The sequence below is a fragment of the Mycolicibacter sinensis genome (assembly GCF_001667945.1).
GTDB lineage: Bacteria > Actinomycetota > Actinomycetes > Mycobacteriales > Mycobacteriaceae > Mycobacterium > Mycobacterium sinense_B.
Genome location: NZ_LZJK01000135.1, coordinates 1 through 7,437, shown reverse-complemented (window position 1 = coordinate 7,437; position 7,437 = coordinate 1). Strand labels below are relative to the sequence as shown.

General features: G+C 71.0%; 5 protein-coding genes and 1 pseudogene. 3 read left to right on the top strand and 3 right to left on the bottom strand.

What is annotated here, in order from left to right; genetic code table 11:
- On the bottom strand, nucleotides 1-724 hold a 724-nt coding region (locus A5694_RS17510), incomplete at its 3' end, for an Acg family FMN-binding oxidoreductase (RefSeq protein WP_234787938.1).
- A gap of 234 nt (nucleotides 725-958) precedes the next feature.
- On the opposite strand from A5694_RS17510, the gene A5694_RS17505 reads away from it, so the two are divergent.
- The 3 genes and pseudogenes from A5694_RS17505 to A5694_RS24745 form a co-directional block, all read left to right on the top strand.
- A complete protein-coding gene (locus A5694_RS17505; RefSeq protein ID WP_064923476.1) occupies nucleotides 959-2,401 on the top strand; it encodes a WS/DGAT/MGAT family O-acyltransferase in 1,443 nt (480 codons plus the stop codon).
- A 154-nt stretch (nucleotides 2,402-2,555) separates the two neighbouring features.
- A complete protein-coding gene (locus A5694_RS17500; protein ID WP_064923474.1) occupies nucleotides 2,556-3,662 on the top strand; it encodes a catalase family peroxidase in 1,107 nt (368 codons plus the stop codon).
- Nucleotides 3,659-4,168 (top strand): annotated as a pseudogene (locus A5694_RS24745) (cytochrome b); the annotation flags it as partial. The gene A5694_RS17500 and the pseudogene A5694_RS24745, both read left to right, overlap by 4 nt.
- A gap of 35 nt (nucleotides 4,169-4,203) precedes the next feature.
- Here A5694_RS24745 and lpqB read toward each other — a convergent pair.
- Both lpqB and mtrB read right to left on the bottom strand, forming a co-directional pair.
- Nucleotides 4,204-5,964, bottom strand: coding sequence for an MtrAB system accessory lipoprotein LpqB (gene lpqB, locus A5694_RS17495; RefSeq protein WP_064923472.1), 1,761 nt, complete (start codon nucleotides 5,962-5,964; stop codon nucleotides 4,204-4,206).
- A partial coding sequence (gene mtrB, locus A5694_RS17490; RefSeq protein WP_064923470.1) for an MtrAB system histidine kinase MtrB occupies nucleotides 5,964-7,437 on the bottom strand: 1,474 nt, incomplete at its 5' end. The genes lpqB and mtrB, both read right to left, overlap by 1 nt.

Below are 7,437 nucleotides of genomic sequence, written 5' to 3'. Positions count from 1 at the left end.
TCACCGCGCGGTCCTCGGCGGGGGCGGCCCCGGGTGGCTGGGCCAGCAGCGGGTCGGCGAACAGCCGCCCCGGAATCGGTGCCTCGGCGTCCGGCGCCGGCACGCTGCGCGCCGGGACCCCGGCCACCGACCGGTACCGGCCGCTCCACCTCGTCAGCTCGGCGAGGTAGTCGTAGTCGTTGCGGTGCGTGAAAACGGCCTGGGCCACCACCGCATGGAGCCGGTCGAGCGCGTCGATCCGGCGCAGCATCACCCCGGCGCGGGCGGCGCGAGCGCCCATCAACGCGATGTCGGCCGCCGCCACCGGCCACCCGCTGAAGTACCGGCGGTCGGTGCGCCGCCGCGGTATCGCTGCGGCCAGCGTCACGTCGATTTGTTCGGGGTGCTGCCCGGGAATCGGCCCGGACAGCTCGACCGACGCCAGGTGATCGGGCCGGGCCGGATCGGGCAGCCGGTGGACTTTGCCGTGCCACCCCAGCGCCGCCAGCGCCACCAGGCAATGATGCAGCGCTGCACCGCAACTCAGGATCAGACCGCGGCCGTCGGGATCCACGCTGCGCAGGTGCAGGTCAGGGTCGGCGAACAGCTCCAGGAGAGGCTGCTGTGTCGCCGTCTGCACCCGCCAGCGCCACGGCTGGGAGTTGTGCACCGACGGTGCGCGGCTCGCCAGCTGAAGCGCGGTGCGAACGGTCTCCCGCACGGCCGCGGTGTCCGGGTACCCCACAGGGCATTCATTCACGGTCCGGTCCCCCTTTCCGCTTTCGGCCACGGGCCCTGAGCCGAATCGGCGCCGAACCCCGTGCCTCCTTCACGATGCCCCGCAACGGGCCGGGCTGGACAGGGCACCAAGGCCCGCGGCCGCCCGCCGTTAGACCTCACCGGCTTGGGACTTACGGCCCTGCCGGGACCGCCGGCGCGGGCGGATCATAAGAGCGGACGCAGGCAGGAGGTCCGGATCATGGAGCAACTGACCACACTGGACGCGGGTTTTCTGGAGGCCGAGGACTCCGACCGCCGCATCAGCCTGGCAATCGGCGGGCTGATCGTCTTGGAGGGGCCGCCGCCGGATTACGCCACGCTGTTCGCCACGCTGGGTGCGCGGATCAGCGCCTGCCGGCGGTTCGGTCAGAAGCTGCAACTGCACCCGTTCGACCTGGCGCCACCGCGGTGGGTGCCCGACCCCGACTTCGACATGGCGCATCACCTGCGGCGGGTCGCGCTGCCGCGGCCCGGCGGCGACGCCGAACTGTACGACTTCGTCGCCGACCAGATGGCCCACCGGCTGGACCGGGATCGGCCGCTGTGGCAGATCTGGGTGATCGAGGGACTGCGCGATGACCGGTGGGCGATGCTGATCAAGGTTCACCACTGTGTCGGCGACGGCATCGCCACCTCGCACCTGTTCACCGGGTTGTGCGATGAAGGCGGCGACGTCGGTCAAGGGGTCACCAGCTTCGCCGACCACATCCGCGGTTCCCGCGAAACCCCTTCGGGCGGTCGGTCTTTCGGCCTGCCCACGGTGAACCTGAACCCGGCCAGCTGGGCGGCCGAGCTGTGGAACATCTCGACGGCGATCAGCGCCGCCGCGGCGCGGGCCGCCCGCGGCACCGTCGAGTTGTCGGCCGGACTGCTGCGGCAGGGCAACCCCAGCTCGTTGAACGGGCCGATGAGCGCGTTGCGCCGGTACAGTTCGGCCAAGGTGGCCCTCGCCGACATCAACCAGATCTGCCAGGCGTTCGGCGTGACCGTCAACGACGTCGCACTGGCCGCCCTGACCGAGGGCTACCGGGGCATGCTGGACCGCCGCGGCGAACGCCCGCTGCCCGAGACGCTGCGCACCCTGGTGCCGGTGTCCACCCGCGCCGGCGACGCCATCGGCGCGACCGATAACCGGGTCTCGGTGATGCTGCCCTACCTGCCGGTCGACGAGGAGAGCCCGGTGCGCCGGCTCAAGCTGGTGCACTCGCGGCTGAACCGAACCAAGAGCACCGGGCAACGGCAGGCCGGCAGCGCGTTCGTCTCGGCGGCCAACCGCCTGCCGTTCCCGCTCACCGCGTGGGCGGTGCGGCTGTTGACGCGGCTGCCGCAGCAGGGCGTCACCACCCTGGCGACCAATGTGCCGGGCCCGTCGCAGCCGCTGCACATCCTGGGCCGCCAGGTGCTCGATGTGCTGCCGGTGCCGCCGATCGCGTTACAGCTGCGCACCGGGGTGGCGATGCTGAGCTACGCCGAGCACCTGTTCTTCGGGGTGCTGGCCGACTACGACACCATGCCCGATGTCGACGAGTTCGCCCGCAGCATCGAGGCCGCGGTGGCCCGCCTGGTCGCCGCCGCCAAGCGGCGAACGACGGTGCTCGAACGCGCCGAGAACCGGCGGCTGTCGCTGGTGGCTACCGGGTAGCCACCACGGGCCGGCACGATCAGCACCCGCCGCCCGGCCAACCCATGGCGAACGCTTGGTAAACACCTCGAAACCGCACCGCAATCCGGTTGACAGGGTTCGCGGTGGGCGCGGACCCTGACGCTTGACGCATCGGGGAATATCAGGAGCGCTGATGAGAGAGCGGCCGCGGTTCTTTCCCTCCTCGTGGGCCGAGGCCCCCATCGATCGCCGTGGCGTCCTGCTCGGCATGGCGGCCGTCGGCGGGTTTCTGGCGGTGGACGCGGCCGCCGTGGTGTATGCGCGCGGCCCCGTCGGCTCGGGCGGCCGGCTGACCCCGCAGGGCTTCATCGACGCCTTCCGGCGAGTCCACGGATTCCATCCGGGATTTCGGCGCAATCACGCCAAGGGCGTAGCGGTTGCCGGGTACTTCGATTCCAACGGCAACGGGATCCAGCTAAGCCGCGCGGTGGTGTTCGGCAGCGGCCGGCGCACCCCGATCCTGGGACGGTTCTCGCTGCCGGGCGGCAACCCGGCCGTCGCCGACACGCCCGGTGCGAGCCGGGGTTTGGGCTTGGCGTTCGGGTATCCCGGCGCCGAGCAATGGCGCACCGCGATGTTGAACAGCCCGGTCTTCCCCGACAATTCACCGCAGGGGTTCTACGACCGACTGCTGGCGTCGAAGCCCCGGGCCGATACCGGTAAACCCGACTCCGAGGCGATGGCACGGTTTCTGGCAGCGCATCCCGAGACCGCGCGGGCCATGGCGGTGATCCAACAGCAGCCGGCGTCGTCGGGCTTCGGCGACAGCGCCTACCACGGGCTCAACGCGTTCTATTTCGTCAACGCGGCCGGCGAGCGCACGCCGGTCCGCTGGTCGCTGGCGCCCATGGCTGCGCCCCGCGCGTCACCACCGCCCGAGAACGGGCCGAATTGGTTGTTCGACAACCTCATTCAAGACCTCCGATTCGGCCCGTTGCGCTGGCGCCTCCTGGTGACCGTGGCCGAACCGCAGGACTCGCTCACCGATGCGACGGTCGCCTGGCCACCCGAACGGCGGGTGGTGGAGTTGGGCACGGTGGTGATCGATTCGATCGAGCGGGAGCGGCGCGGCAACGCCCGCGACATCAACTTCGACCCGATGGTGTTGCCGAACGGCATTGCGCCCTCCGCGGATCCGCTGCTGGCCGCCCGCTCGGCGGTGTACGCGGCGTCGTTCCGGCGCCGGGCCGGCGAAAGGGGCGCCCGGCCCGCGGTCGAGGTTCGCGAGGTATCGCGGTGAGCGACTCCGCGGCCGCCGGCCGGTTTCACCTGTCGGTGCGGATCATGCACTGGCTGGTCGCCGCACTGGTTTTCACGACAATCATGGTCGGATTCGCGCTGGCGAACGCGCTGGCCGCCTATCCCACGCTGCTGATGCTGCACAAGATTCTCGGTGCGCTCATCTTCGTCGCGATGATCGCCCGCGTGGTCAACCGGTTGCGGCGCCAGGAGCCGGCGCTGCCGGCCACGGTAGGCCGGTGGGAACGTCGCGCGGTTATCGCTTCGGAGGTATCGCTGTACGCCGCGCTGCTGGCTCAGCCCCTGATCGGCTGGGCCATGCTGACGGCGGCCGGTGTGCCGGTCATGGTCGGCCCGGTCCGGTTGCCGTCACTGATCCCCGTCGACGCCGGCCTGTATGCGCTGCTGCGAAACGAGCATTCGGTTCTTGCCTACGCACTGGTGATCCTGATCGCCGGGCATGTCGCCGCCGTCCTGCTGCACACACTGACCCTGCGCGATGGAATGCTCGCCCGGATGGCGATCGCCCTGCCGGGTGCGGGTCAGCCCGGCAGCACCGGCACCGCGCCGGCGACCATGAACGGGCCCAGCGGCGACCAGCTCTGCTCGTCCTCGGCCCGCGACGACGACAACGCCAGCACCCCGCGCGGATCGGCCACATAGACCGTGGACGGGTCGGCGACGATCGTCGACACCGGCAGCTGCAGATTGCCGTTGGGGGCATCGGAGTTCACCCCGTCGATGTTGACGTAGGACACCGGGTGCTTGGGATCGGATCGGCTCACCACGATGTCGTCGCCGGTGCGCCAGCTCAGCGACACCACCGAGGAGCCGAGCCCGAAGCCCAGCCGGCGCGGATAGTTCAGCACGAACTGGCCGGCCGGGGTCTGCTCGACGCCGGCCAGGATCACCTGACCGCCGATCACCATGGCGGCCCGGGTGCCGTCGCGGGACAGCTGCAGCTCACTGATCGGTCCGGGGAACCTGGCGTTGATCGCCCCGGAGTCCACCGGGATCCGGGCCGGGCGACCCGAGGCCACCTCCTGGATCGCGCGCAGCACGTTGTTGCCGTCGACGACCACCCACACCGCTTCGTCGAGCGACCAGCTCGGCCGTGACAGGGTGTGGCCTTCGGCCGCCAGCACCGCCTCACCGCCGAGGTCGCCGATCCACAGCGTCGCCGGCGGGTCGGGGGCACCCGGGTGCACCACCACCGACGCCACCTGACGTCCGTTGCGCGACAACGCCGCCGACTCCTGATCGGGCTCCCGCCCGAACGCCCCGGGCACCCGGTTGGCCTGCTGCCCGTCCAGGACGAGCAGCGAGCCGCCGACCAGCGCGTGGATCCCGGCGCCGGCGCCGTCTGAGGCGCCCGGGTCGGTGGTGGCCACATCGGAGGTCGTCCAGCCGTCCGGGAACCGGTCGTCGAGCGCCGCGCCGTCGGCATTGATCACATACGGGCCCTTGATGTCCGCCCGGGCCAGAGTCCAGATCAGTTGCGCGGCAAGCAATTGCCGGCTGTTCGGGTCGGTGGTCGACAAGCTGTCCAGTTCGATCTTCGCCCCGCCGTAGCCGCGGCCCACCCCGCTCTTGCCGCCGTCGGCACGGGTCACCGGTCCGCGCAGCCGCAACGGCGCCGCCAGCAGGTTGCGCACACCGGCCATCTCCGGGCGCGGGCCGGCGATCAGTTTCGACACCAGTTCGGTGGCCAGCTGGTCGGGGTCGGACACCGCGACGTAGCGCGGATCGGGGACCACCGTCTTGCCGGTGGGGTCGACGAAATACAGCGTGTTGCGCTTGTAGGTGGCCTGAAACTGCTGCCAGTCCAGGAAGACTCCGTTGGGCAGCCGGTCGATGCGCCAGCCCTCGGAGGTCTTGAGCAGTTCGATGGGCTCCGGGGCGGGCAGGGCACCCTCGGCGGTCTCGAACACGCCCATGTCCGACAGCGAACCGAGCATGTCGGCGCGCATGGTGACCGCAACCCGGTCGGCGCTGCGGGTTTCGACGAACACCACATTGTCGATGAGCAGCGCGCTGCCGGCGTCGTCCCAGGCATCCGACGCCGACTGGGTGAGGAACTGCCGCGCCGCGCGGTGCCGGTTGGCCGGGTCGGCGGTCGCCTTGAGGAACTCCCGCAGCAGCACGTCGGGGTCCATCCCCGGGGTGGGTTTGGGCAGCACCGACGGCGGCGGCGCCTGCACCGTGCCGATCGCCTGCGGGGCCGAGGTGCTGGGCACCCCGGCGCAGCCCGCCAGTGCAACGGTGACGGCGAGCAGCAGCGCCGCCGGACGCAGCCGGCGCATCACCCGCTCCTCTCAGCGTGCTCACGCGCGCGCTGCCGACGCTCGGCGGCGCTCACCGGTTTCATCGGCAGCGGGCTGGTGGTGACCTTGTGGCCGCGCACCAGCGGCAGGGTCAGCCGGAAGCAGGCGCCCTTGCCCGGCTCGCCCCAGGCCTCCAGCCGGCCCTGGTGCAGCCGGGCGTCCTCGACGCTGATCGCCAGGCCCAGCCCGGTTCCCCCGGAGCGCCGCACCCGTGACGGGTCGGCGCGCCAGAACCGGCTGAACACCAGCTTCTCCTCCCCCGGCCGCAACCCCACACCGTGGTCGCGGACCGTGACCGCGACGGTGTCTGCGTCGGCGCCCATCCGGATCACCACCGGCTTATGCTCGGCGTGGTCGATCGCGTTGGCGATCAGGTTGCGCAGAATGCGTTCCACCCGGCGCGGATCGACCTCGGCGATCACCGGATCGCCGGGCATATCCACCTTGAGTTCGACGCCGGCGTCAGCGGCCAGATGACCCACGTTGTCCAGGGCGCTGTTGACCGTCGAGCGCAGGTCCACCGACTCCACCGACAGTTCGGCCACACCCGCGTCGTGCCGGGAGATCTCCAGCAGGTCATTGAGCAACGACTCGAACCGGTCGAGTTCACTGACCAGCAGTTCGGTGGAGCGCCGCAGCGAGGGCTCCAGATCTTCACTGTGGTCGTGGATGAGATCGGCCGCCATCCGCACCGTGGTCAGCGGGGTGCGCAGCTCGTGGCTGACGTCGGAGGTGAACCGGCGCTGCAGGTTGCCGAACTCCTCGAGCTGGGTGATCTGCCGCGACAGGCTCTCGGCCATGTCGTTGAACGACACCGCCAGCCGGGCCATGTCGTCTTCGCCGCGTACCGGCATCCGCTCGGACAGGTGCCCCTCGGCGAACCGTTCGGCGATCCGCGACGCCGACCGCACCGGCAACACCACCTGCCGCGATACCAGCAGCGCGATGCCGGCCAGCAGCACCAGCAGCACCAGTCCCCCGGTGGCGATGGTGCCGCGCACCATGCTGATCGTGTTGCGCTCGGTGCCCAGCGGATAGATCAGGTAGAGCTCCAGGTTGGTGATCCGCGACGTCGTCGGCGTGCCGATCACCAACGCCGGACCGGAGAACCCCTCGACGTGCACGGGGGCGTACTGATAGCTGACCTGACCGGCCTTGACGAATTCCCGCAACGCGGCCGGCACCTGGTCGACCGGCCCGGCGGTGGTCGCCGCCCGCGGGCCCTCGCCGAGCACCACCAGCACCGCGTCGAAGGCACCCGCGGTTCCGCTGCCGGCCGCCGGGTCGGTCTTGCTCATCAGCGTGTTGCGGGCCAGCTGCAGGCTCGAGGTCAGCGACCGGGCCTCCTCACCGCCGACGATGCCGCCGGCCGTGACCCGGGCCCGCTCGATCTGCTCGGTGGCCGCCCGCACCTTGACGTCGAGCACCCGGTCGGTGATCTGGCTGGTCAAC